General features: G+C 73.1%; 23 protein-coding genes. 6 read left to right on the plus strand and 17 right to left on the minus strand.

The annotated features are described in order from the left end of the window. Positions 1 to 133: 133 nt before the first annotated feature. The 10 genes from QRN49_RS12360 to QRN49_RS12405 all read right to left on the minus strand — a co-directional run bounded on the left by QRN49_RS12360 (position 134) and on the right by QRN49_RS12405 (position 10,591). Positions 134 to 868 carry a zinc ribbon domain-containing protein gene (locus QRN49_RS12360; RefSeq protein WP_027465445.1) on the minus strand — a complete coding sequence of 245 codons (735 nt, stop codon included), beginning with the start codon at positions 866 to 868 and terminating at the stop codon, positions 134 to 136. 2 nt (positions 869 to 870) lie between these two features. Continuing rightward, positions 871 to 1,716, minus strand: coding sequence for a Nif3-like dinuclear metal center hexameric protein (locus tag QRN49_RS12365; protein WP_284756151.1), 846 nt, complete (start codon positions 1,714 to 1,716; stop codon positions 871 to 873). Between the two features lie 134 nt (positions 1,717 to 1,850). Further along, a complete protein-coding gene (locus QRN49_RS12370) occupies positions 1,851 to 2,933 on the minus strand; it encodes a hypothetical protein (protein ID WP_284756153.1) in 1,083 nt (360 codons plus the stop codon). A gap of 106 nt (positions 2,934 to 3,039) precedes the next feature. Continuing rightward, entirely contained in the window at positions 3,040 to 3,681 is a 642-nt protein-coding gene (locus tag QRN49_RS12375) for an RBBP9/YdeN family alpha/beta hydrolase (RefSeq protein ID WP_284756154.1), read from the minus strand. Between the two features lie 64 nt (positions 3,682 to 3,745). After that, positions 3,746 to 4,729 (minus strand): helix-turn-helix transcriptional regulator, encoded by a 984-nt coding sequence (locus QRN49_RS12380; RefSeq protein WP_111022920.1) that lies wholly within the window; start codon positions 4,727 to 4,729, stop codon positions 3,746 to 3,748. A gap of 129 nt (positions 4,730 to 4,858) precedes the next feature. Continuing rightward, entirely contained in the window at positions 4,859 to 5,272 is a 414-nt protein-coding gene (locus tag QRN49_RS12385; protein ID WP_111022921.1) for an ATP-binding protein, read from the minus strand. Continuing rightward, positions 5,272 to 5,607 carry an STAS domain-containing protein gene (locus QRN49_RS12390; RefSeq protein WP_017886068.1) on the minus strand — a complete coding sequence of 112 codons (336 nt, stop codon included), beginning with the start codon at positions 5,605 to 5,607 and terminating at the stop codon, positions 5,272 to 5,274. Before QRN49_RS12390 ends, QRN49_RS12385 begins: the two co-directional genes overlap by 1 nt. A gap of 59 nt (positions 5,608 to 5,666) precedes the next feature. Next, positions 5,667 to 6,857, minus strand: a complete 1,191-nt coding sequence (locus QRN49_RS12395; protein ID WP_284756159.1) for a multidrug effflux MFS transporter — start codon at positions 6,855 to 6,857, stop codon at positions 5,667 to 5,669. Between the two features lie 198 nt (positions 6,858 to 7,055). Continuing rightward, on the minus strand, positions 7,056 to 9,713 hold the full coding sequence (locus tag QRN49_RS12400; protein ID WP_284756161.1) for a phosphoenolpyruvate carboxylase: 2,658 nt from the start codon (positions 9,711 to 9,713) through the stop codon (positions 7,056 to 7,058). Between the two features lie 194 nt (positions 9,714 to 9,907). Next, a complete protein-coding gene (locus QRN49_RS12405; protein ID WP_284756163.1) occupies positions 9,908 to 10,591 on the minus strand; it encodes a biliverdin-producing heme oxygenase in 684 nt (227 codons plus the stop codon). Between the two features lie 84 nt (positions 10,592 to 10,675). Between QRN49_RS12405 and QRN49_RS12410 the strand changes: the two genes are divergently transcribed. Both QRN49_RS12410 and QRN49_RS12415 read left to right on the plus strand, forming a co-directional pair. Further along, the gene (locus QRN49_RS12410; RefSeq protein WP_284756165.1) at positions 10,676 to 11,521 is read left to right on the plus strand and encodes a siderophore-interacting protein; all 846 of its coding nucleotides are present in this window, start codon (positions 10,676 to 10,678) and stop codon (positions 11,519 to 11,521) included. Between the two features lie 659 nt (positions 11,522 to 12,180). Continuing rightward, complete coding sequence (locus QRN49_RS12415; protein WP_259492436.1) at positions 12,181 to 12,747, plus strand: GIY-YIG nuclease family protein; 567 nt, start codon at positions 12,181 to 12,183, stop codon at positions 12,745 to 12,747. A gap of 28 nt (positions 12,748 to 12,775) precedes the next feature. Here QRN49_RS12415 and QRN49_RS12420 read toward each other — a convergent pair whose 3' ends face one another. The 4 genes from QRN49_RS12420 to QRN49_RS12435 form a co-directional block, all read right to left on the minus strand. After that, positions 12,776 to 14,326: a GMC family oxidoreductase gene (locus QRN49_RS12420; RefSeq protein ID WP_284756167.1), complete on the minus strand. Its 1,551-nt coding sequence runs from the start codon at positions 14,324 to 14,326 to the stop codon at positions 12,776 to 12,778. After that, positions 14,323 to 15,708, minus strand: coding sequence for an alpha/beta fold hydrolase (locus tag QRN49_RS12425; protein ID WP_209130961.1), 1,386 nt, complete (start codon positions 15,706 to 15,708; stop codon positions 14,323 to 14,325). Before QRN49_RS12425 ends, QRN49_RS12420 begins: the two co-directional genes overlap by 4 nt. 82 nt (positions 15,709 to 15,790) lie before the next feature. Further along, positions 15,791 to 16,771, minus strand: a complete 981-nt coding sequence (locus QRN49_RS12430; protein WP_284756171.1) for a putative endonuclease domain-containing protein — start codon at positions 16,769 to 16,771, stop codon at positions 15,791 to 15,793. Between the two features lie 113 nt (positions 16,772 to 16,884). Continuing rightward, positions 16,885 to 17,136 carry a DUF4287 domain-containing protein gene (locus QRN49_RS12435; protein ID WP_214542073.1) on the minus strand — a complete coding sequence of 84 codons (252 nt, stop codon included), beginning with the start codon at positions 17,134 to 17,136 and terminating at the stop codon, positions 16,885 to 16,887. Between the two features lie 154 nt (positions 17,137 to 17,290). Here QRN49_RS12435 and QRN49_RS12440 point away from each other — a divergent pair, with 154 nt between their 5' ends. The 3 genes from QRN49_RS12440 to QRN49_RS12450 are packed head-to-tail and all read left to right on the plus strand — an operon-like array spanning position 17,291 to position 20,243. After that, entirely contained in the window at positions 17,291 to 18,406 is a 1,116-nt protein-coding gene (locus tag QRN49_RS12440; protein ID WP_284756173.1) for an amino acid ABC transporter permease, read from the plus strand. Further along, the gene (locus QRN49_RS12445) at positions 18,406 to 19,179 is read left to right on the plus strand and encodes an amino acid ABC transporter ATP-binding protein (protein WP_284756175.1); all 774 of its coding nucleotides are present in this window, start codon (positions 18,406 to 18,408) and stop codon (positions 19,177 to 19,179) included. The genes QRN49_RS12440 and QRN49_RS12445 overlap by 1 nt, the downstream gene beginning before the upstream one ends. A 47-nt stretch (positions 19,180 to 19,226) precedes the next feature. Beyond that, positions 19,227 to 20,243 carry a transporter substrate-binding domain-containing protein gene (locus QRN49_RS12450; RefSeq protein ID WP_284756176.1) on the plus strand — a complete coding sequence of 339 codons (1,017 nt, stop codon included), beginning with the start codon at positions 19,227 to 19,229 and terminating at the stop codon, positions 20,241 to 20,243. Positions 20,244 to 20,640: 397 nt separating this feature from the next. Here QRN49_RS12450 and QRN49_RS12455 read toward each other — a convergent pair whose 3' ends face one another. From QRN49_RS12455 to QRN49_RS12465, 3 genes are read right to left on the minus strand one after another with little or no spacing between them, the layout of a single operon-like run. Then, complete coding sequence (locus QRN49_RS12455; RefSeq protein WP_284756178.1) at positions 20,641 to 21,783, minus strand: LLM class flavin-dependent oxidoreductase; 1,143 nt, start codon at positions 21,781 to 21,783, stop codon at positions 20,641 to 20,643. Beyond that, a complete protein-coding gene (locus tag QRN49_RS12460; protein WP_284756180.1) occupies positions 21,780 to 23,165 on the minus strand; it encodes an NtaA/DmoA family FMN-dependent monooxygenase in 1,386 nt (461 codons plus the stop codon). Before QRN49_RS12460 ends, QRN49_RS12455 begins: the two co-directional genes overlap by 4 nt. After that, positions 23,162 to 24,388, minus strand: a complete 1,227-nt coding sequence (locus QRN49_RS12465) for an LLM class flavin-dependent oxidoreductase (protein WP_284756182.1) — start codon at positions 24,386 to 24,388, stop codon at positions 23,162 to 23,164. The genes QRN49_RS12460 and QRN49_RS12465 overlap by 4 nt, the downstream gene beginning before the upstream one ends. A 211-nt stretch (positions 24,389 to 24,599) precedes the next feature. Between QRN49_RS12465 and QRN49_RS12470 the strand changes: the two genes are divergently transcribed. After that, the gene (locus QRN49_RS12470; RefSeq protein WP_284756184.1) at positions 24,600 to 25,160 is read left to right on the plus strand and encodes a histidine phosphatase family protein; all 561 of its coding nucleotides are present in this window, start codon (positions 24,600 to 24,602) and stop codon (positions 25,158 to 25,160) included. Positions 25,161 to 25,191: the final 31 nt, after the last annotated feature.

Here is a 25,191-nt window from a genome sequence, read left to right on the forward strand (position 1 = left end):
CTCAGGTTCGCCGAGCGGTCACCAACCGTCGGCCGGCACGGCCGCAGCCGACAGTTCGTGACCGCTCGGCGGCACGCACGCGACGCGTTGCGACCAGCCCAGGACGGACAGGAGCCCCGGACGTCGCTCGCGACTACAGCCCGGACTCGGCCGTCCGCACCAGGATCGCGTCGCTGTCGGGGCACAGCACCACGTCGTCGGGCGCAGCCCGGCGGATGGTCTGCAGGTCGGAGTTGTTGAGCGCCACGCCCGAGGCCGTCGACACGCCACCCTGCAGCAGCGAGGCGCCGAAGCCATAGCGCGCACGCTGCCGGTCGTACAGGGCGAGCAGCTCGGCCGGCACCTTGGCGGCGACGTCGGCGCGGGCCTGCTCGGCGGACTCGCGGTCGGCCGTGAGCCGGGCGATCTCCGCGTCGCGCTCGGCGACCAGACCACCACGGGCGGCCTCGACGTCGGCGAGCTTCGCCTCGATGTCACCGACCCGGGCGCGGAGGCCGTCGAGGTTCTCCATGATCTCGAGTTCCGCGGTCTCGAGGCCGCCGATGCGCCGCTGCAGCGAGTCGAGCTCGCTCTGCAGCCCGGCGGCGTCCTTCGCGTTCGCGACGTTCTGCAGCATCGTGGTGTCGCGCTCGACACGGGCCTGTGCCACCGCGGTGTCGGACTCGAGGCGGGCGAGGTCGCGCTCGGCGTCCTCGACCTCGCCGGTGGCGGCGACGAGTTCGCTCCGGAGCGCCGCGGCCTGCTTGCTCAGCTCGGTCAGCTGGTCGCCCTTCTGCAACGACGTGATGCGGTGCGCGATGCGGGTGACGTCGTTGTCGAGACGCTGGACGTCGAGGAGGATGACCTGGTCCTCGGGTGCTGCCTTCATGGTCAGGCTCCTTCTGTGGGGGTGGTGGGTTCGGCGGCCGGCAGGACGGCGAAGTCCCACGGGTCGGTGCGGAGGTCGCTCACGGTGACGCGGACCCCGGCCCGGGTGCGCAGCTGCTCTGCGGCGACGTCGAGCCAGAGCCACTCGGTGGCCCAGTGCGAGGTGTCGATGAGCGCCGGCCCGCCGCCGAGGAGCGCCTGTTCGCGGAACTCCGAGGCCGGGTGGTGCCGCAGGTCGCTCGTGATGTAGACGTCGGCGTCGAGCACGGCGGGGTGGCCGAGCAACGAGTCGCCGGCGCCCGCGCAGAGCGCCACGGTGCGGACGGGCTGGTCGAAGTCACCGGAGACACGGACGCCGGTGGCCGTCGGTGGCAGCAGGTCGACGAGCTTGCGGGCGAGGGCGCCGAGGGTCGTCCCCTCGGGCAGCACGCCGACGCGACCGATGCCCGTGTCGGGGTCAGTTCCGGCGTCGAGCGGTCGCTGCTCGGTGAGCCCGAGGCGGTCGGCGAGGACGGCGGAGGTGCCGGTCGTCACGACGTCGGCGTTGGTGTGCGCCGCGAGCAGGGCGCTGCCGCCGCGCACCAGCGTCGCGAGGACGCTGCCCTTGTAGGTCGACTCGGCGATCGTCGTCACCCCACGGAGCAGCAGCGGGTGGTGCGTGAGTAGGAGCCCGGCACCGAGTTCGACGGCTTCCCGTGCGGTGGCGGGGACCGCATCGACGGCGAGGTGCACGTGCTCGACGGTGGCGTCCGGGTCGCCTGCGACGAGCCCGACGGAGTCCCACGACTCGGCACCGGCGGCGGGCCACAGGTCCTCGACTACGGCCTGGAGTTCGCGGAGCGTCGGCATCCCATCAGTCTACCGAGGCGACCGCCCCGCACGGGGCAGCCGATCCGTGTGGGGTGATCCGGGCCTCCAGGCAGTGCAGCCGGAAGCGGTGTGACCGGAAGCAGTGCAGGCGACCGCGCTGCGGCCGCGGGTCGTCAGCGACGACCGAGCAGGCCGAGCAGGCGGTCGACGAGTCGCGACCACCAGCCGGCCGGGGCCGGTGCTGCCGCGGTGTCGGTAACGGTGTCGGTGTCGGCTTCCGTCGCGTCCGCGACGGGGGCCGGGACGAGGGGTGCGGCGACGGCGTCCGGCAGGACGACCGGCGTGCTCGCGGTGACGCCCTGGTGCGCGGTGAGCGCGGCGGCGAAGGCCGCGCGGTCGATGACCGTCGGCCCGGTGGCGGGCAGGACGAGCGGGGTGGGTCGCGTGGTCGCGGACACCGGGGACACGGCCGGGAGGCCCAGCACCGGTCGGACGGGTTCGTCGCGTTCCGGGGTGACGAGTTCCACCACCGGCGCGGCTTCCGCGGTGGGTGCAGCTGCCTGCGCTGCTGCGGGGACGTTCGGTGCTGCGCGGGTCGGCACGGGTGCCGGCCGGGTGACGAGCGCCACCGGCGCGGTTGCTGCGCGGCGGGCTGCGGCACGGTCGCGGCGGTCCGCCTCGGCGGCGGCGTCGGTGAGCAGGTCGGCGAAGACGGTGTGGGCGAAGGCGCGGGCGGCCGTCACCTCGGGGTCGTCGGAGTCGGCGACGGTGGCCTCCCACGCGGCGAGGCGAGCGAGGTCCTCGTCACGGCGGCGGACCTCGTCCTCGAGCAGGACGATGCGCTCGATGCTGCTGCGTCCTGTGGACGAGGACACCTCCACCGCGAGGTCCTCGATGCGCAGGGCCAGACGCTCCGGCGGCTCCGGGAACGACGGGGCGCAGACGGCGGCGTGGCGGGCGCGGTCGCGACGGAACGCGGGGGCGGCCACGGGTGCCGACCGGGTGGTCTCGTCTGCCGGGGCGAAGGTGGCGACGTGTGCCGGGGCGGTCGGCTGCTCGGCGGTCGTCGCGTCGGCGGTCGCTGCGGTGCTGCTGCTCGCGGCGTGTCCGGGGCGCTGCACGGGGCCGGTGACGGGCGGGACGACGAGGTCCGGCACGTAGGGGGCACGGGTCGCCGGTGCGTCGCGGAGCCACTCCTCGAGCTCGCGGCCGAACGGGTCCACGAGCGGGGTGCGTGCGCCGGACTGGGTCTCCATGTCCGAAGGATAAATATCGCGCGGGCCGAAACGCGGGACATCCGCGGTGTGTCGCTGCACCGCCTGCCATATCGCGGCGGAGTTGAGCGGCGTGTCGCGCCCGACGTCACCGAGGTGGGCGGAGGCCGTCCTCGAACGCCCGCAGCAGTTCCCGGCCCGCGGGCCAGTCCCCCACGCCGCTCGCGACGTTCACGTGCCCGAGGGCACCGACGCGGACGACGTCCGCGCCCATCGCATCGGCGAACACGACTGCCCGGTCCGCGCTGCAGTACGGGTCGTCGTCGCTCACGACGAGGCGTGTCGGGACCCGCTGGGCGGAGGGCACCGGGCGCGGCGCCACGAAGCCCGATGCCTCGTCCGGGAACGTGTCGCCGAGCGGGTCGGGCGGGGCGACGAGGAAGGCACCGGCGACGAGCGTGGAGGCATCCGCCGTGGTGGCGAGCCAGTCGGCGACGGCCAGGACGCCGAGGCTGTGGGCGATGAGGACCGGGGGCTCCGTGCACGAGGCCACGGCCGTCGAGATCGCGGCGCGCCAGTCGTCCGGGTCCGGGTCGCTCCACGAGGTGGGGGCGATGCGGACGGCGGCGCGCTGCTGGTACTGGTCGCGCTGGTCGCGCTGGCCGTGCTCGTCGCGCTGGCCGTGCTCGTCGCGCTCGTCCTGCTGCTCCCGCTCCCAGACGGACTGCCAGTGGTCCGGGTCGGAGTTCCAGATGCCGGGGACGATCACCCACGGTCGCGGTCTGCTCACCCGGGCAGCGTAGCGAACCGTCGAGGCACCGTTCCGGAGTGTGACGCGTGGCTCCCGGTTCCGCTCAGAGCTGCGGGACCGCACCGCGGGGCTGCTGCAGCGTGTCGCGCGGGTACTGCCCGAAGCGGGACGCGTACGCCGCCGAGAACCGGCCGAGGTGCGCGAAGCCCCAGCGCAACGCCACGCTCGCCACCGTCAGGTCGCCCGCCGACCCGCGGCGGAGTTCCTCGTGCACGCGGTCCAGCCGGATGCCACGGAGCATGGCGTTCGGTGCCGTGCCCACCTGCCGCTGGAACGCCTGCTGCAGCCCCCGGACGCTCAGGCCGACGTGCTCGGCGACGTCCGTCGTGGTGATGGGTGTGTGGGCGAAGGCGTGCATGAACTCCACGGCCTCGCGCACACGCCCCGTGGCTCCCTGCGGCAGCGTGACGTCAGGGGCGATGGACTCGTGGGGGAACGTGCGGAGGAAGGCCAGCGCGGTCTCCCGCACCGTCTCGGCGAGGGCCAGCTCGTTCAGCGGCGCCGGGCCGAGCACGATCGCCGCGGCGCGCTGCACCCGGGTGTTCCAGGCGCGGAGGTCCTCGGGCCGGGGCGCTGCGGTGTGGTCGAACACGAGGGGGCCGGGCCGGGTGCCGTGCACCTCGGCGGCGACGCGCTCCAGGTACGTCCGATCGAACTGGACGAGACTCTGGCGGACGTCCTGCAGGTCGAACACGAACGGACGCCGCGTCGGGAAGACCCGCGGGGTCCCCGGTGCGAAGTCGACCTCCTGGCGACCGACGTCGACGCGGCCACCGCCGTCCGACGTCCACATCACGACGTACTCGTCGGGGACCTCGACCTCGCCCTGCATCCGCCCGTCGAACCGGGTGGAGCGGAACGTCATCGATCCGTCGCCCACGACCTGGAACCGGTACGCGAACGGACGATCGGTCCGGGACGCCGAGAACCCCGTGCTCTCGTAGGCCTCTTCGTACAGTTGCACGGCCGCGTCGAGTCCGGCGCCGGACGTCTCGAACCGGATCCGGGGATCAGGGTCGACAGTCATCGCGCGAATCGTGACACGGTGTCCGGGAAACGCGACAATCGCCGACCCGTCATTGCGGTTTGCGGCCCACGGAGTGCGCTGGGCGGACGACCGGTCGGCTCCGTCGGTGCGGGACGGCCGTGCTCCCGCTCAATGCCGGGAGCGCAGCACCGTCCAGCGGTTCCGGTCGGCGACGCGTTCGTACCGCAGGTCGTCGACGACCATGCGGACGAGGGCGAGCCCACGACCGCCCTCGGCGAAGTCGTCGGGCAGCACGGCGGCGTCGGGATCCACCGTCGCCGCGACCCCGTCGTCGGACAGCAGCGCCTGGAAACGCTCGTCACCGATCTCGAGCCGGAGCTCGCACGAGACACCGTCCGGGCGGGCGCCGTGCTCGATGACGTTCGAGGTGAGTTCGACGAGGGCGAGCTCGAGGGCCATCCGGTCCTCGGCAGCGATGGACGGCTCGTGCTGCCACACGCCCGCCAGGAACTCGTGCACGGCGGACACGTCGTCCGGAGGGCACGCCAGTGCGAGCATGTGCTCGGCGACGGGGGCGGTCATCACCAGTCGGTCACCGCGGCGTCCCCGTCCGGGTACGTCCGCAGGATCTTGTCGATGTTGGAGAGCTTGAGCACCATCTGGACCTGTTCCGACGGTGCCGCGATGCGGAGGTCGCCGCCGGCCTGCCGCGCGGTCTTCAGGCTGCCGACCAGGGCGCCGAGGCCGGAGGAGTCCATGAACTCGACCCCGGAGAGCTCGACCACGAGCCGCGAACGCCCGTTGCCGACGATCTGGGCGACGGTCTCGCGGAACGTGGGCGCGGAGACCATGTTGAGCCGGCCGCTGCACTCCAGGACGGCGGTGTCGGTCTCCGCCTCGTGTACGACGATGTCCATCTCGGGGGGTCTCCTCAGTTCGGTGCGCCTTGCAACCAGCAACCTACCGGCTCGGACCGTCAGTTGTGGGACCGGTTTCGCCGCGTCGCCGTCACCTGCACCACGACGGCCGCGGCCATCAGCGCTGCCATCACCCCGCCCATCGCCAGTGCGGTGCCGCCGAGGGCGCCGGCGAGCGGGGTGCCGAGACCGCCGATGCCGAAGGTCAGCCCGCCTTGCAGGGCAGCCGCGGTGCCCGGGTGCGCCGCGCCGACGTGCTGCGTGCGGGTCATCGCCGCCGGCAGGACGAAGCCCCACGCGGCGGTCACGACCGCAAGGGCGCACCACACCGGCACCGGCCCGAGCCCGAGGAGCGCCGACACCAGCACGGCTGTGGCTCCGACCGTCCCGACGACCAGGCCCAGGGTCAGCAGGGCGTCCTCGCTGAACCGCCCGACGAGCCGACCGAACAGCAGCGTCGTGACGATCATCATCGACGCGTTCGTGGCGAAGACGAGCGTGTACAGCCCCTCGGAGAACCCGAACTCCGACTGGAACACGAACGAGCTCGTCGCGATGTACGCGAAGAACCCCACCGTCGACAGCACCCCGCTCAGCACGTAGGCCCGGAACCGCGGGATCGCCAGGAGCTCGCGGATCCGCTGCCCGTTCGCCGCGAACCCGACGCCACCACGACGCTCCGGCGGCAGGGTCTCGCGGAACCGCAGGACCACGGCCACGAAGAACACGGCGCCGAGCACGGCCAGCACGACGAACATGAGCCGCCACGTCCCGACCGTCAGCACCGCTCCCCCGGCCAGCGGGGCCACCACGGGTCCGATCGCGTTGATGGCCGCGAGCGTGCCGAACACCTTCGCCATCCGGGTGCCGCTCGTCACGTCGGACACCATCGCCCGACCGGCCACGGCACCCGCGGCACCGGCGAGTCCCTGGGCGACGCGGGCCACCACCAGCGTCACGACGTCGGGGGCGAGCGCGCAGCCGACCGACGCGATGGCGAACAGGGCGGTCCCGACGACGAGCATCGGCCGACGACCGATCCCGTCACTCACCGGTCCGACGAGCAGCTGGCCGACCGCGAAGGCCACGAGGAACGCCGTGAGCGACAGCTGCACGGCGCCGGGCGTGGTGCCGAGGTCGCGCGCGATGGCCGGGAGTGCGGGGATGTACATGTCCGTCGCGAACGGCGAGACCCCGACGATGAGCGCCAGCGGCACGATCGGGGGCAGCACGGTCGTCGTCGGTCCCACGCTGCGCTCCGTCGTCACCTCGGACACGCTACGCGTCCCCGAATCGATTCGACGGGCACTTCGTGAGCAGGAATGGTCGGTTCGTGGTGCCGGAGGCGACCGTTCCTGCTCACGAAGTGCGGCCCGGGACGTGCGCGGGGACGGACGGGAGGCCCGGTGCCAGCTGGCACCGGGCCTCCTGTCCGTGGGGTGGGGGCGTCAGCCCGTGTTCTGCAGGCCGGCCGCGATCCCGTTGACGGTGAGCAGCAGGAGCCGGTGGTCGGCGTCCGTCGGGTCCGTGCTGCCGGACGTGCGGATGGCGCGCAGCGCACGGAGCTGCAGGTGCGACAACGCGTCGACGTACGGGCTGCGGAGGCGAACGGCGCGGGCCAGGACGGGTCGGTCCTCGAGCACGTCGCTGCCGCCGGAGACGCGGAGCACCCAGTCGCGGGTGCGGACCATCTCGTCGAGCACCTTCGCAGCGAGGTCGTCGCGGTCGGCGAGCTCGAGGTACCGGCGGGCGATGTGCTCGTCGGTCTTCGCGAGCGACATCTCGACGTTCTTGATCATCGCGGCGAAGAGCGGCCACTCGGCGTAGGCGGCGCGGAGGACATCGACGTCGCCGACGGCCTCGAGCGCGGAGCCGAGCCCGTACCAGCCGGCGAGGTTGATGCGCGCCTGCGTCCACGAGAACACCCACGGGATGGCGCGGAGGTCCTCCAGCGACTCCACCGACAGACCACGACGGGCCGGGCGGGAGCCGAGGGGCAGCAGGCCGATCTCCTCCATCGGGGTGACCCGGGCGAACCACGGCGCGAAGCCGTCGGCCTTGACCAGGTCGTAGAAGGCGACGCGCGAGACGTCGTCGAGCTGCTGGGCGAGGTCGGCGAACCGGGCGGCCGCGGCGGCGGTGCGCGCCTCGTTCGACGGCGTCGACGCGAACAGCGTCGCCGAGGCCATCTGCTCGAGGTGGCGCGCGGCGATGTCCTGGTCGCCGTACTGGGCGAAGATGACCTCGCCCTGCTCGGTGAGCTTGAGCCGGCCGTCGATCGATCCCGGCGGCTGCGCGAGGACGGCCTCGTTGGCGGGACCGCCGCCCCGGCCGAGCGAACCGCCCCGGCCGTGGAACAGGGTCAGCTCGATGTCGTTGTCGCGGGCCCAGTCGGCGATGCGGGCCTGCGCGTCGTACAGCGCCAGGTTCGCGGACACCGGGCCGACGTCCTTCGACGAGTCCGAGTAGCCGAGCATGACCTCGAGCCGACGGCCGGTCGCGGCGAGACGTCGCTGGAACGCCTCGGTGCGGACGGCCTCGTCGAGGATGTCGACGCTGGCGTGCAGGTCGGCGAAGGTCTCGAACAGCGGGATGACGTCGAGCACCGGCGCAGCCTCGGCGGACCCGAGCGCGGCGACCGCGAGCTCGTGCACGTTCGCCAGGTCGGCCGGGGACTGCGTGAACGACACGATGTACCGGTTCGCCGCGCGGACGCCGTAGCGGGACTGCAGCCCGGCGATCGTGCGGAAGACGGCGAGGACCTCTTCGGTGGTCTCGCTCAGTTCGCCACCGGCGCCGATCTCCGCCAGGGCGGTGCGGTGCACCTGCGAGTGCTGGCGGACCTCGAGCTCGGCCAGGTGGAACCCGAAGGTCTCGACCTGCCAGATCAGGTTCTGCAGCTCGCCGTTGGCCGGGCGGATCGCGCCGGCTGCGATGAGCGACACCTGGATCGTGCGGAGGTCGGCCAGCAGCGCCTCGGGACCGTCGTAGGCCAGCGGCGTGGTGCCGGTCCGGGTGGCGTCGATGCGCGCGGCGACGAACAGGAGCGCACGGCGGTGGGTCTCGTTCGGTGCGCGGACGCCGATGCGCTCGGCGATGCCGGGGTCGAGGGACTCCTGCGCGGCGACGAGGGCGGTGAGCCCGGCGTCGGCGGGGGTGTCGCTCGCGTCGAGCGTCAGGGCGCTGCCGATGCGGGTGGTCGCGCGGGCGAGGCCGAGCAGGATGTGCTCCGCCGCGATCTCGGCGGCCTGGCGGGTGACGTCGGCCGTCACGTGCGGGTTGCCGTCGCGGTCGCCGCCGATCCAGGTGCCGAACCGCACGAACGCGGGCGCGATCACGGAAGCGCGGCCGGCGTCGTCGCCCTGCAGCCGGTCGTCGAGCAAGCGGTAGACCTGCGGGACGATCTCGAACAGGGTCTGGTCGAACACGCTCATCGCGGTGCGGACCTCGTCGAGCGGGGTCGGCCGGGTGGTGCGGAGCGGCGAGGTGCGCAGGAGGGTCGTGATCTCCTCGAGCAGCCGGCGCTCGTTCTCGGCGCGGGCCGTAGCGTTCCGGGCGCGGTCGCGCTCGTCGATGAGGTCCGTGATGCGGCGGACACCCGTGGTGACCGCGCGGCGGCGGGCCTCGGTCGGGTGGGCCGTCAGCACCGGGTGGAACCGCAGGGTGCGGAGGCGCTCAGCGGCCTCGGCCTCGCCGACCTCGGCGACGAGCTCGGCGTAGGTGGCGGGGAACGAGTCGCCGGCCACGCCACCGTCGTCACCGCGCTGCCGGAGGACCCGCACGCGGTGGTGCTCCTCGGCCAGGTTCGTCAGGTGGAAGTAGGTGGTGAACGCCTGCGCCACGGCCTCGGCGCGTTCGGCCGACATGCCCGAGACGATCGCCTGGGCACGCGCTGCGCCCTCGGCGTGGTCGCCCTCGTAGGCGTCGATCACGGCGGCGCGCAACGACTCCACGTCGTGGAGCAGTTCGTCACCCCCGTTCTCCCGCAGCACCCGGCCGAGGAGGTTGCCGAGGTACCGGACGTCGGCGCGCAGGTCACTGTCGACCGCACCGCTGACGTCGTCCCGCGCGCGCTCGTGGCGTGCAGATCCGTCGATCGCCGTCATGGAGTCCTTTCCGGGTCGTCCGGGAGGCTGGTCCCGGGTCCCAGCAGCGTATCGGCACCCGGGGGCGCATGACGTCGACCGTCCGGACGGACGCGGGGCAGGGCAGGGTCCGGGTCCGGACGGACGCGGGGCCGGGTCCGCGCGGGGCCGGGCGGTCCCGCGCGCGGCCTTGCTCGAGTACTTCCGCCGCTGGGTCAGGCAGGCACGGAGGCGCTGCCCGGTTCCTGACGGAACGGCCGACGGCGGGCATCGAGGCCGGCGAGCAGCCCCCGGTTCAGCTCGTAGGCGAGCTCGACCTCGGCGATCACCCGCTCCTGCTCGTCGGCCGTCCAGGGCGCGGCGTCGAGCTGGGCGCGGTAGGTGTGCTCGAAGTCGCTCGGGTCGGCGACCTGGTCGAAGATGTAGAAGAGGACGCCGTTCGTGTCGAACCCGAACCGCTCGGCCAGCACCTGCCCGATCACGTGCCCGCCGGACACGTCGCCGAGGTACCGCGTGTAGTGGTGCGCCACGAAGCCGCCGGGCCACTCCGCCGCGACCTCGTTGAGGCGTCGCACGTAGGCGGTCGTCGCGGGCAGCGGGCACACCAGTTCGGACCAGTCCGGGCCGATCAGGTACTCGAGGTCGGCACGGATCGCCGGCATTCGGGTGAGTTGCGCGGTGACGAACGGCGCCGCAACGGGGTGGTCGGCCATGCGTTCCGCCGCCCGCTCGAGCGCGTCGTACACGAAGGCGTACTGTCCGAGCAGGTCCGCGTAGTCGGCGACGTCGCAGTCGCCGCCGAGCAGGTCCTGCATGAAGCCGCTCGTGGCCGAGGAACCGTGCGAGCGCCGCGTGCGACGCCGCAGCAGCTCGGAGAACGGGATGACGGTCGAGTCCATGAGGTAAGGCTAACCTTAGTGATGCGCGCGTCAAGCAGGGATCACCCAGGTGGCGCCGAACCCGCGAGAGGAAGCTCCCCCACGATGAGCTCAAAACCCAAACGCCCCCAGCACGTCTTCGTCGTCGACCGCACCGAACGGCTCTCGCCCCACATGGTGCGCGTGCACCTGGGCGGCTCGGCCTTCGAGGACTTCGTCGCCCAGGCCGCCCCCGACCGACTCGGCTCGACCGACAAGTACGTCAAGCTCCTGCTCGCGAAGCCGTCGCTCGGACTCGTGCCGCCGTACGACCTCGAGGCCCTGCGCGAGACCCTGCCGAAGCAGGACCGCCCCGCCCGCCGCACCTACACGGTGCGGGCGGTCGACCACACCACGCGGACCATCGCGATCGACTTCGTCGTGCACGGCGACGAGGGCCTCGCCGGGCCCTGGGCAGCGTCCGCGCAGCCGGGTGATCGGCTCGCCCTGTCCGGACCCGGTGGCGGCTACGCGCCCACCACCGACCCGGCCGTCACGCACGTGCTGCTCGGTGACGACAGCGCCCTGCCCGCGATCGGCGCGGCACTCGAGTCGATGCCCGAATCCGCCACCGGGGTCGCCCTGGTCGAGGTGGCCGGGCCCGCGGACGAGCAGGACATCCGGCACCCGGCCGGGGTCGACCTGCGGTGGCTGCACCGGGACGCCACCGGCGCCCAGCCGGGCACGCTCCTGCTGGAGACGGCCCGCGGGCTGCCGCGTGCCTCCAGGCCGGTCCAGGTCTTCGCGCACGGCGAGCGGACCGCGATGAAGGCGATCCGTCGACTGCTGCAGGACGACTGGGGGCTGGAGAAGCGCGAGATGTCGTTGTCGGCGTACTGGGCGCTCGGTCGTGGTGAGGACGAGTTCCAGGAGGAGAAGCGCGAGCCCGTCGGGGTGATCTTCACCGACTGACGGCGGTCTGCGCGTCTGTTCCTTCCCATGACGGGCGGGATGGCTGGTGGGAACGGGCGTACGTGGTCGGAAGAACGGACCAGGTACGCCCGTTTCGACCCAGTACGCGCGCTATTGGTCGGCACGCCCGGTTCCCGCAGGTACGCCCGTTCTTTCCCAGAACAGGCGCGATGGCTGGTGGGAACGGGCATACCTGGTCGGAAGAACGGACCAGGTACGCCCGATTCGACTCGGTACGCGCGTTCTTGGTCGGTACGCCCGGAGCGGCGGACGTTCGGGGCGCCCGGTTGTCGCAGGGACGCCCGATCTTTCCCAGAGCGCGCGCGATGGCTGGTGGGAACGGGCATACCTGGTCGGAAGAACCGACCAGGTATGCCCGATTCGACCCAGTACGCCCGATTCGACCAGGCACGCCCGATCTCGGTCGGTACGCCCGGATCGGCGGACGTCCGGGGCGCCGAGTTCCGCAGTTAAGCCCGATCTTTCCCAGAACGGGCGCGATGGCTGGTGGGAACGGGCATGCCTGGTCAGAAGGACCGACCAGGGACGCCCGATTCGACCAGGGACGCCCGGTTCGACCAGGGACGCCCGGTACGTCCGGCGCGCGCAGCGGCCGGGAGGCCCGGGGCACGTCGGTGGGTCGGGCTAGCGTTCGGCGCATGGTCACCTCCTCGTGCTGCGTGCCGGGTTGCGCAGGCGTGCTCGCGGACGGGCTCGCGGGCGTCCCCCTGTGCGGCGCGCACGTCGCGTTCGTCGCCGACCTCGCGGCCGAACACCCCGGGATCGAGGACGCCCTGCCCGGCCCGTGCCCGGCGTGCGGGTCGCGGATCGGGGTGCGGTACCCCTCAGGTGCGGTGTGCGCCCGGTGCGAGTGGCGGTGGGGCGACGTGCCGGACGGCGACCTCGCTCCCCCACGGGTCGACGTCGTCTACTACCTGCGGATGCGCGACGACTTCGGCGACCGCATCAAGATCGGCACCACGATGAACCCCCGGCAGCGGCTCGCGGCGATCCCGCACCAGGACCTGCTGGCGTTCGAGCGCGGTGACCGGACCCTCGAACGCCGACGGCACGCCGCCTTCGCCGCCAGCCGGTACCCGGGTACCGAGTGGTTCCGGGTGACGCCGGAACTCCTGGCCCACGTGGACGCCGTCGCCGCCGGGGTCGACGACCCGTGGGACCTGCACGCCCGGTGGACGAGCGAGGCGCTCGCGCTGCGGGGCTGAGCCCCGACCGGGCAGTCGGGGCTCCTGCTCAGGCGGCCTGCAGCATGCGGTCGGCGGTGCGGAGCGAGAGCGCCATGATCGTCAGCGCCGGGTTCGCGATGACCGCGCTCGGGAACACCGAGTTGTCGGCGATCCACAGGTTCGGGACGTCCCACGAGCGGCCGTCCTGGTCGACGACGGAGGTCTCGCGGTCCGTGCCCATCCGCGCGGTGCCGATGGTGTGCGCCGTGCGTTCGAGCACCCGGACGTCCTGACCGCCAGCGGCCTCGACGATGGTCGTCATCGTGCGGACCGCGTGGCGGCGGATCGCTTCCTCGTTCGACCCAGGGGTGAAGGACACCCGAGCACGCGGGACACCGTGCTCGTCGAGTTCGTCGGTCAGCGCGAGCCGGTTGTCGTCGTACGGCAGGCACTCGGCGTTGATGCCGACGCCGGCCGAGAACGGGTAGTCCTGCAGCGCCCGGACGAGCTCGGCACCGCGGAGTCCGCCGCCCCGGACCAGCGAGGTCGCGAAGGTCTGCGGCTGCACGCCCAGGCTCTGGATGAGGTAGCCGCCGGCGAAGTCGGCGTCCGCCGGTCGGACGAAGTCCTCGGTGATGATCGACGACGGGTACCCGCGGTACGAGCGCATCGACTCGTCGAACCGCGCCCACACCTGGGTGGCTCCGTGCGCCGTGAAGTTCCGGCCGACCTGCCCGCTGCCGTTCGCGACACCGGTGTGCAGCAGCAGTCGCGGGGTCTCGACACCGCCCGCGGCGAGGACGAGGGTCCGGCAGCGCTGGCGGTGCTCGCGGCCGTCGGCGGTGTACAGGACCGCCTCGACGCGTCCCGCCGCGTCGAGCTCGATGCCGTGCACGAAGGACTCCGGGCGGATCTCGGCACCGAACGCCACGGCGGCGGGCAGGTAGGTCGTGTCCATCGACACCTTCGAGCCGTTGCGGCAGCCCTGGTGGCAGGAGCCGCAGGACACGCAGGCCTGGCGCAGCCCGTGGTGCTCCTGGTGCCGGTCCTCGGTGGTCAGGCCGACCGGGGCGTCGGTCGCGGTGACCCCGGCGGCCGCGGTGCCGCGCATCATCATGTCCGACGAGGCGTTCCGGGCCGGCGGGCGCATCCGGTAGCGGCGGGACGGGTCCCACGGGTAGTGCTCGGGGCCGGCGACGCCGACGTCGTGCTCGACCTGCTCGATCCAGCCGGTGAGCTCGGCGTGGCTGATCGGCCAGTCCTGGCCCGCGCCGCTCTCGGTCCGCAGCCGCAGGTCGTGCTCGCTCGGCCGCGGGGTGAACGCACCCCAGTGCAGCGTCGACCCGCCGACGCCCGTGCCGCTGTTGTTCGGGCCGAAGGCCGTGGGGGCTCCGCCGCCGCTCAGCCGTTCGTCCATCCAGTTGATGTCACCGGGGGCGGCGACCTCGTCCGGGACGTGGTCGCCCGGCTCGGTGTTTCGGCCGGCCTCGAGCGCGACGACCGTCAGGCCACGTCGGGCCAGCGATGCGAGGAGCGGCGCTCCCCCGGCCCCGGTACCGACCACCACCACGTCGACGACGTCGTCCGTGCCGTACGTGCGTTGTCCGTCGAGTCTCATCGTGCAGCTCCGGTCGTCGGTGCGGTGTCGATCGTGGTGGTGGTGCCGGGGTCGGCGGGGGCCTCGGGTTCCCAGGCCTCGCGCTCGCCCGCCGCGAGCAGCTGGAAGCCCTGCTTGCGGACGCCGTCACCGCCGTTGGCGTAGCCGTCGAAGTCGATGGCGGCCATGGTGGCGGGGTGTGCGAGCCAGTGCTTCACGAGGTCGACGCTGGCGTCCTCGAACCACGCGCGCAGCTGCTCGGCATCGAGGTCGCCGTCGGCGCGGTAGCGCCCCACAGCGACGGACTCGAGGGCCTGGTCGAGCACGCCGTCGCGGGCCGGTGCAGCGAGCACGTCGAGCGCGGCACGGTAGGCCTCGGCGTCCACCGGCAGGCCGTCCGGCCGCCAGCCGTCGCCGAGCCCCGCGGCGAGCTGCGCGTCGACCCGCAGTGCCAGGTCGACCCGGTCGGTACCGGGCTGCGGGACGACGATCCGCGCGACCGCACGGAGGGTGTCCAGCTGCGTCGGCGTCAGTGCGTGGGGTGCGGCCGACGGGTCGTCGGGCAGGGCGCGCTGGGCCAGCAGCCCCCGCGTCCGGGCGCTGACCCGCGGCGAGGCGATCACGCGGGCGTGCTCCACGGGGACGACCGGCGACCCCGTGACCCGGCGCTGCCAGAAGTCGCGGATGCGCTCGGCCACGGCCTCGGGCTGTTCCCAGGGCAGCAGGTGGGCGGCGCCTTCGACGACGTGGAGCTCGCTGTTCGGCCAGTGCGGCAGGGTCAGGCGGCGCTGGGCGTCGGCATCGAGGTCGCCGTCCTCGGCACCGGCGAGCACCAGGGCCGGCACGGGGTTCGGGGCTGCGTCCGACCAGTCCTCGCGGCTGCCGCGGGACAACCAGTCCGTCCAGGCGGCGGGGTCGGTCCGCTCGACGTCCTGCACCGCCGCGATGTGGCGCGCGGGCGCCAGGGGCGACGCGGTGTTGGCGGCGACGAACTCCTCGGCGTCCTCGACGGAGATCGGGCCGCCGGCAGCCCACGAGAGCATCGTCCAGCGGCGGTCGTCGTCCATCGGCTCCGGGGCGAGCGGGGACGCGGCGAGGAGCACCACGGCCCGCAGACCGAACAGGCCGTTCGCGCCGGAGATCGTGCGGTCGGCCACCACCGTGGCGACCTTGCCGCCCATCGAGTGCCCGAGGAGCATCCACTCCGTCGAGCCACTCGCCCCGATCGCGCGCTCCACCAGGACGGCCATCTCCTCGACGGTGGTGCCGGACGACGCCGGGCTGCGGCCGAAGCCGGGCAGGTCGATGCCGATCAGGTCGAGGTCGCCGAGGAGTCCGGCGCGCAGCAGCGCGAACTCCTCGGAACTCGCGCCGAGCGCGTGGAGACAGAAGACGGTGGTCACCATGTATACCTACCCGTCGCTCGCGACCGCTCCCAGCCGGGCCGTACCCCGGCGGGTCGTGCGTGTACCCCGATCGTCGGCGTCACCGGGCGTACGCGTCGACGAACAGCGCGCCCCGGATCTCACGCAGGGTGTCCGCCAGCCGGTCGACCGTCCGTCCGGAGATCCCGGAGACCTGGAGGTCGAACGGGCCGAGCGCGGGGAGCCGCCCGGTGCGGATGCGGACGACCTCCCACCCCACGGCACGGACGGCGCGGTCCTTCTTCCGGTCGGTCTCCTGCCGCGGGCCGACGTGCTCGAGGCCGTGCCGACCGGTGGAGTCGTACTCGATGGCGACGCGGAGCTCGGGCAGGATGATGTCCGGCCAGGCCTCGACGTGGTCGAAGAACGGGCGGTCGAGTCGGATGGCGGAGTGGTCGTACGTGAACGCGAACCGCTCGGACAGCATGCCCCGGAGTTCGGCCTCGACCGCCGAGGCCGTCGCCGGGGCGCAGACGCTCGTGAACGACTCACCCGACGGCAGCCGCGGGGTCTTCGAGCAGATCGTGCGGGGAACGGACTGGGCGGCCCGCCGGGGTGCTGCTCCGGCCGAGCCGGCGACGGGCCGACGGGACCGGGAGCGACTCGACGCGACGGCTCCGGCCGGGACCCCGCGCACCGGAGCCGCGGGCAGCGTCTGTCGTCCGGCACTCCGGACGACCCGCTGCGGCACCGGCACGGCCTGCGGCCAGTCCGACGGCAGCACCGGCCACCGCTGCGGTTGGGCCTGCACCGCGCACTCGGGGCACCACACGGATCGCCGACGTTCACGGCCCGGGCGGGACCGCTGTTCGGACGGGGTCGCGACGAAGACGTGCCCGACGTCGCACTCCCAGGTGAGCAGGACCTCGGCCGCCGGGGGGACCTGGGTCAGGACGACGCCGTGGTTCCAGTCCGGGTGGTACTGCCGGATGAGCACCGGGTACGGCGCCCAGTCGGCGCGGAACTGTCCGACGGCGTACGGCACCGCTTCGCCGCGCGACCACTGTCGGCGGCGCCACCACGCATCGACGGGTTCGGCCACGCCCCCACGCTAGGAACGACCACCGACACCCGCCGCACCACGCGGCACGACCGACACCGCCGCACCACGCACCGCGACCGACACCGCCGCGGCACCACACCACGCAAAACCGCTCAGGAGGCCAGCGCCTGCTTCACGTACGCGACCAGGGCGTTCGCGTGCCCGTGCCCGAGGCCGTGCTCGGCCTTGAGCCACCCGACGACCTCCATGTGCTGGTGGTCGTCGAGCCGGTCGGCGACCAGGTCGAGCCACTCCTGCACCGGGCGCCCGTACGTCGTTTCGATGCTCGGGAAGTACGACGCCGGACCCTTCACCTTGGTGCCGTCCGCCGGGGGCACCGGGGCGGTCACACGATGCGCTGTCATGGCGCAACGGTAGCGCTCCGTCGGCCGTCACGGAACGTCACGCAGGACACCGTTCTGTGACGCCGCGTTGCGCCGGATGGCCGGGTGTTGCGCCGCGTGGCGGGGTGTTGCGCGAGGCGTTGTCGGCGGCGTCCGGCCCTCCTACGGTCGCGACATGACCGACACCACCAGGGCCCCGCAGTGGGAGGCGACCAGCGTCGACGACGCGGGCCGGACGACCGGGGCGAGCCGCGCCTCCAGGCCGGAGACCGCGACCATCGACGCAGCCGGACACGCCGCACTCGACCGTTCCGTCGTGCCGTTGCGGCACCCGCTGCGGTGGATCGCCGCGGCCCTCGTGCTCGTCGTGCTGCTGAACTTCGGCGAGACACTGTTCACGAACGAGCAGTGGGGCTGGCCGGCCGTCGGCAAGTGGCTGTTCAGCCCGGCGGTCCTGACCGGCCTGCAGCTGACGCTCACCGCGACCGCGCTGAGCGCCGTGATCAGCTTCGCCGGCGGGATCCTGGTGGCCATCGCCCGGCTGTCGCACAACCCGGTGCTGTCCAGTCTCGCATGGGGGTACGTGTGGCTGTTCCGGTCGGTGCCGCTGATCCTGGTGCTCGTCTTCCTGTACAACCTCGGGTCGCTGTACCCGTCCATCGGCATCGGGATCCCCTTCGGGCCGCAGTTCGAGGTGCCGACCGCGAACCTGCTCGGGGACCTGGCGATCGGGGTCATCGGGCTGAGCCTCAGTGAGATCGCCTACGCGTCCGAGATCGTCCGCGCCGGGGTGCTCGCCGTCGACCACGGGCAGCAGGAGGCCGCGCAGGCGCTCGGGCTCCCCCGTCGCCGGCAGTTCGTGCGGGTGATCATGCCGCAGGCACTGCGGTCGATCGTCCCGGCGTTCGTGAACCAGATCGTCGGCCTGCTGAAGGCCTCGTCGCTGCTGTTCTACGTGTCACTGCTCGACCTGTTCGGCGTGGTGCAGAACCTGTCGAGCACGTACCCGGGCGACATCATCCCGCTGCTCGTCGTCGCCACCATCTGGTACCTCGTGCTCACCAGCGCGGTCTCGATCGTGCAGTACTACGTCGAGCGCTGGACGGCCCGCGGGTCGGTCCGTGCGCTGCCACCGACACCGTGGCAGCGGGTGCGGAGCGTGCTGCGGGGCGGCGGGACCGGACGTGGTCCGGGACGGCCTGGAGGCGCGGGTCGCCGCACACAGGCAACCGCCGCCGAGCGCGCGGGCACGTCCGGGTCCGCTTCCACCGTCGACGACAGGAGCATCTGATGAGCGCCGCCATCGCGATCCACGGAGCCGTCAAGGCGCTCGGGGACAGCGTCGTCATCGACGGCATCGACCTGTCGCTGCCGTCCGGCAGCGTGACCGTCGTCCTCGGCCCCTCCGGTTCCGGCAAGTCCACACTGCTCCGGGCGATCAACCACCTCGAACCGCTCGACCGCGGGGTCGTCACCGTCGGCGACGAGCCCATCGGCGTCCGCCTGCGCACCGGCCGCGACGGGGTCCCGCGCTGGAAGGAGCTGCCCGAGCGGCACATCCTGCGGCAGCGTGCCCGGATCGGGTTCGTGTTCCAGCACTTCAACCTGTTCCCGCACCTGACCGCGCTCGAGAACGTCGCCGAGGGGCCGATCGCCGCCGGGGTCCCCGTCGCCACGGCCCGGGCGCGGGCACAGACACTGCTCGAGCGGGTCGGACTCGGCGACCGCGGCGCCGCCCGCCCCCGCCAGCTGTCCGGCGGGCAGCAGCAGCGCGTCGCGATCGCCCGGGCCCTGGCGCTCGAGCCGTCGGTCGTCCTGCTCGACGAGCCGACCTCGGCGCTCGACCCGGAGCTCGTCGGCGAGGTGCTCGGGGTCATCCGGGGGTTGGCGGACACGGGCACCACGCTCGTCATCGTCACCCACGAGATCGCCTTCGCCCGCGAGGTCGCCGACCACGTCGTGTTCCTCGACCACGGGCGGGTCGTCGAGCAGGGGCCGCCGGCCCAGGTGCTCGACCACCCGCAGCACACCCGCACGCGCGACTTCCTGTCCCGCGTCCGCTGACCCCTGACCCCTGACCCCTGATCCCCGCACACACCCCAAGGAGAACCATGTCCACGACCACCCCGTCCCGCTGGCGCACCCGCGCCGGTTTCCTCGTCCTCGCAGCCGGCGTCGTCGTCGCCCTCGCCGGGTGCTCGGCGGGCGCTTCCGCCGACACGAGCGGCGCACCCGACGGGTCCGTCACCATCGGCGCCGCCTCGAACGGTGCGGCCAAGGAGACGACCGTCGAGGTCACCGAGGACACGAAGCTGCACGACGCGCTCCCCGCCGCAGTCCGGAAGTCCGGCAAGCTCACGATCGGCGTGGGGGCCCTGCCCGCCGGGTTCCCGCCGCTCGCCTTCACCGGTGACGACCAGAAGACGATCACCGGTTCCGAGCCCGACCTCGGACGGCTCGTCGCCGCGAAGCTCGGGCTGCGCGCGGACGTGCAGAACGCCACGTGGGACAACCTGTTCGTCGGCATCGACAGCGGCAAGTACGACGCCGGGTTCTCGAACGTCACGGTCACCGAGGAGCGCAAGGAGAAGTACGACTTCGCCTCGTACCGGCAGGACAACCTGGCGTTCCAGGTGCTGGCGTCGAGCTCGCTGCGCTTCGACGGCGACCCGTCCGTGCTCGCCGGGAAGACCCTGTCCGTGAGTTCCGGCACCAACCAGGAGAACATCCTGCTCGAGTGGCAGAAGGAGCTCCGGGCGAAGGGCGAGGACTTCACGATCAAGTACTACCCGGACGGCAACGCGATCAAGCTCGCGCTCGACTCGGGCAAGATCGAGGCCTACTTCGGGCCGAACCCGACGATCGCCTACCAGAACACGCAGAGCAAGGGCACCGCGAAGGAGACGAAGACCGCGGGCACGTACTCCGGCGCCGGCTCGTCACTGCAGGGGCTCATCGCCGCGACGACGAAGCAGGGCAGCGGCATCGCGAAGCCCGTCGCGGCGGCGATCAACGAGCTCATCGAGGACGGCACCTACGCGAAGTGGCTCGCGGCCTACAACCTGTCGAACGAGGCCGTGAAGACGTCCGAGGTGAACCCCGAGGGTCTGCCGCTCGACAACAGCTGAGGCCGCGCTCGCCCGGTTCGGCGCATCGGTGCCTGGTGCTGATGCGGAGCGACACCGTCGAGGTCGTACGACCTCGGCGGTGTCGCTCGTTGCGTGCGCGAGCTTTCGCGGACGAGCAGGAACGACGAAGTCGACGTCGTACGACTGCGACGATGTCGCTCGGGACGCACCGTCCGACGTGTGCGCACCCCCGGAACGCGGGTCGGGTCCGCGACGCCGCCACACGGTGCGGACGGGAGGCCCGTGGCGGCCTGGCACCGTGCCTCCAGGCCGTACCGTGCCCGGTTCCGCACCCCGTGCCGAGTTCCGCATCCCGTGCGCGGGTCCGCACCGTGCGCTGCGCGCACGAACGACTCCGTCGCTGTCGGACGACAGCGACGGAGTCGTTCCGCGTCGGTCAGCGCGCGGCGGCGGCCGGCTCCCGCACGTCGGCGCGCCGCGCCCACTCCGCGGCGAGCATCTCGTAGGAGCGCACCCGGGCCTCGTGGTCGTGCGCGATCGTGGTGACGAGCAACTCGTGCGCTCCCGTGACCCGCCGGAGCGTCTCGAGCCGGTCCGCGACGTGCGCCGGGTCGCCGACGAACCTCGTCGCGAGCCGGTCCGCCACCGACGCCTCGGCCTCAGCGGGGAGCCGCGGCTCCCGAGCCTGGCCCGGGGTCGGGTACTCGATCGCCCCGACGCCGGAGCGGATCGAGTGCACCCACTGGGCGTACCCGTTCCCGAGCTCGTCTGCCTCGGCCGCGGTCGGCGCCACGAGCACGTCGGCCGACACGATGACGTGCGGGGCGTCGAGCACGCCCGGGCGGAACGCGTCACGGTAGGCCTGCACCGACGCCAGGACCGTGCCGGGCGACGTGTGGTAGTTCGCGCCGTACGGCAGGCCGAGCGCGCCGGCGATCCGGGCACTCTCGCCGCCGGTGGAGCCGTGGATCCACAGCTCGACGGCGGCACCCGCGGCCGGTGGGGCCTCGATCACCGCACCGTCCCGCGACCACGTGCCCGCGAACAGGCCGCGGATCAGGTCGAGTTCGCCCGCGAACCGGTCGACGTCGCCCGGCACTCGCCCGAGCAGTTCACCCTGCAGGGCGAACCGGCTGCCCGGCGCGATGCGGAACTCGAACGGCGCGGGGACGAGCAGGCCGTCGACGACCTGGTCGGTCCGCGGGGCGAGCGACGGCGGCTTCGGGGTGCCGGGTGCTGGTGCTCCTGAGCGGCCGAGCCCGAGGTCGATCCGGGGACCGTACAGCGCGGCGAGCGTGCCGAAGGTCTCGGCGATCTGCAGCCCGCGGACGTTGCCGACCAGGGTCGCGGCGCTGCCGACCCGGATGGTCGAGGTTGCTGCGGCGACCGCACCGATGACGACGGTCGGCGCACTGCCGGCGACACCGGGGTTGAGGTGGTGCTCGGCGAGCCAGTAGCGGGCGTACCCGGCACGTTCCGTGGCGACGGCCAGGTCGACCGTGTTCGCCAGGGCCTGGGCCGGGGTCGACCCGCTGCTCACCGGCACGAGGTCGAGGACGGAGAGCGGGACCCGGCTCATGCGAGCACCCGCTGCCGGTCGAGGACCCGTCCGGGCAGGTCGAGCGTCTGGCGGAGCGTCGCACCCTCGTCGTACGACTGCCGGTACACGCCGCGCTCCTGCAGCAGCGGGACGACCCGGTCGACGAACTCGTCGAGCCCGTACGGGTTGGTGTGCGGCACGACGACGAACCCGTCGGTGGCGCGCTCCTGCACGTACCGGTCGATCTCGGCGGCGATGTGTGCGGGCGTGCCGACGAAGCCGCCGCGGGTCGAGACCCGGATGACCAGGTCACGGATCGACAGGTGTTCGGCCGCGGCGAGGTCGCGCCACGACTGCACCAGTGCGGGCACGTCGCGGGTGTGACGGACGCGGCCACGGGTGATGTCGGCGCCCTCCAGGTCCGGCTCGATCGAGGGCAACGGCCCGTCGACGTCGTACGACGACAGGTCGCGGTTCCACACCTGCTCGAGGAACGCGATCGCGGTCGCCGGGCTGACCTGGGCACGGCGGATCGCCCGGGAACGTTCCTCGGCCTCGTCCGCCGTGTCGCCGAGCACGAAGGTCGCGCCGGGCAGGATCAGCAGCTCGTCCTTCGACCGCCCCACCCGCTCCAGGCGCTCGGTGACGTCGCCATAGAACGACCGTGCGTCGTCGAACTCGGTGTGCAGCGAGAAGATGACCTCGGCGTTCGCGGCGGCGAGGTCGCGGCCCTCGTCGGAGTCGCCGGCCTGCACGACCACGGGGTGCCGCTGGGGGCTGCGCGGCACCGGGAACGTGCCGGTCACGTCGAACTGCGGACCGTGGTGGTCGACGTCGTGGATGCGGGAGCGGTCGGCGAAGGCGCCGGCGGCCAGGGTCCCGGCGGCGCCCGACCCGTTCGCCACGATCGCGTCCGACTCCCACGAGTCCCAGAGTTCGCGCGACAGCTCCACGAACTCCGCGGCCCGCGTGTACCGGTCGGCGTGGTCGAGGAACCCGCCGCGGCGGAAGTTCGCACCGTGGAACGCGTCCGAGCTCGTCACGACGTTCCAGCCGGCGCGGCCGTCGGTCAGGTGGTCGAGCGTGGCGAGCTGCTTCGCCAGTTCGACGGGCTCGTTGAAGGTCGTCTGCAGCGTGCCGACGAGCCCGATGTGGTCGGTGACACCGGCCAGCGCGGCGAGGATCGCGAGCGTGTTCGGGCGCCCGACGACGTCGAGGTCGTGGATGCGACCCTTCTGCTCGCGGAGCCGCAGCCCCTCGGCGAGGAACAGGAAGTCGAAGAACCCCCGCTCGGCGTTCCGGGCGAAGTGCTCGAACGACGAGAACGCGATCTGGCTCTCGGCGCGGTCGTCGCTCCAGACGGTGGTGTTGTTGACGCCCGGGAAGTGGGCGGCGAGGTGGACCTGACGCTTGACGCTCATGCTGAGACCCCCGAGGAGACGGAACCGACACCGGCACCGGTGACGGCAGGACGCGCGTACCGGCTGACCGCCGGGGCGATGCCGAGCCGCGTGCGCAGGTCGGCGGTGGGACGGGACGCCACGTCAGCACGGAGCCCCGCGGTGACGAGGGCGGGGACGAGCTGCCGCGCGATGGCGGTCGAGTCGATCGGGATGCGCAGCGGACGGAGCCGCACGCCGGCGTACCCGAGGGCCCGCAGGTCCGCGATCCGGGTCAACAGGTCCGGCACCGTCGTCGCGAGGACGGACGTGTCCGCCCCCGAGCCGACGGCGTACGGGGCGCCCGCTGCCGCGTCGAGCGCGGCGAGCTCGTCGGCGGCGGCTGCCGGCGACGACCCGATGAGCACCGCGAGGTCCGCGAGGACCGGACGGCGGACGTCGGAGCCGGCCGCCTGCTCGGCATCACGGACGAGTGCCAGCGTGTCCCGTGCCTCCCGGCCGTCGAAGCCGGGCGTGACCAGCACGACGTCCGCGGCGTCCACCGCGAACGCCGCCGCGTCGGCGCGGTGCGCGAGCGAGAAGACCGGCGGGCGCCCCTGCGGCGACCGCGGCACGATCGACGCGCCGTGCACCGACACGAACGAGCCGGAGAACGCCGCGTCGTGGATGCGGTCGCGGTCGATGAAACGGCCGGTCGTGACGTCGCGGATGATCGCGTCGTCGTCCCAGCTGTCCCAGAGGCGGGAGACGACCTCGGCGGCCTCGCGGGCCTCGTCGAACAGCGTGGCCGCGTCGTCGCCGCCTGGGCGGCGGCCGAACAGCGCGGCCTCGCGGGTCGTCGGACTCACCTGGATCCGCCATCCGGCCCGCCCCAGCGAGACGTGGTCGAGGGTCTGGAGGCCCGTGGCGACGTGGAACGGTTCGGTGTGCGTGACCGAGACGGTCGGCACCAGACCGATCGCGCGGGTCGCCGGAGCGACCGCGTTCGCGACCAGGAGGGCATCGAGGCGGCCGACGACGGTCGACGTGTCGAGGTCGCCGTCGGGGTCGGTGGGGCCGGCGGTGAAGGAGTCCTCGAGGGTGACGGCGTCGACGCCGAGCCGGTCCTGCTCGACGACGACGTCCCGCCAGTGCCGGAGGCTCGTGAGGCGCTGCACTGCCGGGCCGGCTGCGCGCCAGGCGGCGGGGTGCCAGCCGGCGCCCTGCAGCGCGGTGACGAGGGTGATGCGGTCGGGCACGGTCATGGGGCGACGCTAGGACGGTTCGGCCGGGCGGCGAAGCGGTGTTGCGGAACGTGACCGACGGTGTCGCCGTGTGACGCACGGCGGGCGGGCGGCGGGGCGTCGCTCGGTGCGAGGTTGTCCACTCGGTGCGTCGGAACAGACCGGGCACGGAGTGGACAACCTCGCACCAGACGGGGCCGGGACGTACCTCGCACCGTGCGAGGATCGCCGGATGGTCTCGTCGTTCCTGACCCACGCTGAAGTGGTGGTCGACCCCGCGGTCCCGATCGAGTCGTGGGGGCTGTCGCCCGAGGGACGCGTCCGGGCCGCCGCCGCACACCGGCTCGCGTGGGCACCGGGCTCCCGGCGGATCGTCTCGAGCACCGAGTGCAAGGCCGTCGAGACCGCCGACCTGCTCGCCCGGGCCGTCGGACTGCCGGTCGAGCACGACCCGCTGCTGGGCGAGATCGACCGGAGCGCGACCGGCTACCTGCCGCCGTCCGAGTTCGAGGCCGTCGTCGACGCGTTCTTCGCCGCACCCGAGCAGTCGGTCCGCGGCTGGGAGCGAGCCATCGACGCCCAGGAGCGCATCGTCGCGGCCGTCCGCCGGCACTGCGCCGCCGGCGACGTCACGATCGTCTCGCACGGTGCGGTCGGCGCGCTGCTCCTGGCCCACCTGCGCGGCGTCCCGATCACGCGCGCCCTCGACCAGCCCGGCATGGGCAGCGTCTTCCGCTTCGACGCGCCCGCCTGGCGGGCGACCAGCGGCTGGAGACGCGTCCCCGCGACTTGACGGGAGGCGCGGGGCGGGGCCGCCACGGGCC

Source organism: Curtobacterium sp. ME-Dv--P-122a (assembly GCF_030209645.1).
GTDB classification, from domain to species: Bacteria; Actinomycetota; Actinomycetes; order Actinomycetales; family Microbacteriaceae; genus Curtobacterium; species Curtobacterium flaccumfaciens.